Genomic DNA, 1258 nt, shown 5'->3' on the forward strand with positions numbered 1-1258 from the left:
GCTCGGCCTAACGTTCCAATAGGCCACAACTGGCTGCCCGGATCTGATGTCAACGACGGCCGCCCGCGACCGGTCGGTAGCGACTCAGAGCTTGCCGTCGTCCTCCTCGCCGGCGCCGACTTCGGCACTGAGATCGAGGACAAGGTCTAGTGCTGCAAGAAGAACTCGGAGATGTTCTTCGCGAAGCAGGTCCAGTACCTGAGGTACCGGAAATCGGACCGCAGCCGTTTCGCTCCAGGGGCGAAGATGTATCTCAGGCGGCGTCCCCTGCCAGGTGAGTTTCGAGGGTGTCCTCCGCGGCCCGTTCACCAGCGCTTAGACCGGCCGAACGACCTGCTCAACGTCCTAGAGACGGACCCGAAGTTCGACTGCTCGATGTTCGTCGACAGGGCCGGTCAGCGGAAGTATCCGTCCAGTGACCCTCGGTCACGTGGTGCGCGTCACCGAAGGGTTCATGTGAGGACTTTCGATCTGCTGGCGGCCTCATGACCCCCCTACATGAAGTGCCTGTCACCAACCTCGTGAGCTGAGCATCCGACATGAAGCAGCAGGTCAGGGCCACTTAGGCGCTTTTATGCGTGTGCGTGATTCCGTTGGCATTGTGGCGGCTCCGCTCGCGCTGCGTAGGCTTCTCCCTGACCGGCAGCACCGGAGTCCGAACGAGGCCCTTCGAGGACGAGTTCGACGCCGACCGCGCCAACGGGTTTCCGGTCGCCGTGTAGTCCGACAGCCCTCGAACACCTGGAGGCAAAAAAACAGCGGTCCCCTGCGCCAACAGGGGACCGCCTGTGTAGTCCGACAGCCCTCGCCCGACCGAGTTGGATCTCAAGTACAAGGAGAAGAACCATCAAAGACGTTCCCGAGCCTAAGCTCCGCGACGGCCTGCCGTCGAGCGGGCTCACGCGACAAATGGCGCATTACGAAGCTTGTGCGACATTCATTCCGGCTCCGTTCGACAGGCGAGCGCAGGGTGTCACGTACGGGGTGACGGGCCGATGACCCTGTTCACGATCGTCGCGATGTCCCTCGCGGGCGTCGCCGTGTACTGGGCGTACAAGAACCCGAAGCTGGGTGCGTCGCTCCTGGTTGGTGCCGGGATTCTTGCCGCGGTCTATCTGATCGGACAGCAGGATGCCTCGCAGGCTCCGCTTCAGGCGCCGGCGCCTGCCGCGTCCTCTTCTGTTCCGGCGGTAGCAGGCCCGCCCCCCAGCCCGTCCGTCAGTTCAAGCGGTCAGGCCCCCTCCGCGCGGCCGGAGGT

The 1258-nt window shown here is 63.8% G+C and carries 1 protein-coding gene; it reads left to right on the top strand.

Going from position 1 to position 1258, the window contains the following annotated elements:
* Positions 1-995: 995 nt before the first annotated feature.
* Positions 996-1258, top strand: a 263-nt coding sequence (locus ACFV9G_RS29900) for a hypothetical protein (protein WP_378733126.1), incomplete at its 3' end; no start/stop codon positions are given.

This window comes from Nocardioides sp. NPDC059952 (genome assembly GCF_042730435.1).
In the GTDB taxonomy this organism is placed as follows: domain Bacteria; phylum Actinomycetota; class Actinomycetes; order Propionibacteriales; family Nocardioidaceae; genus Nocardioides.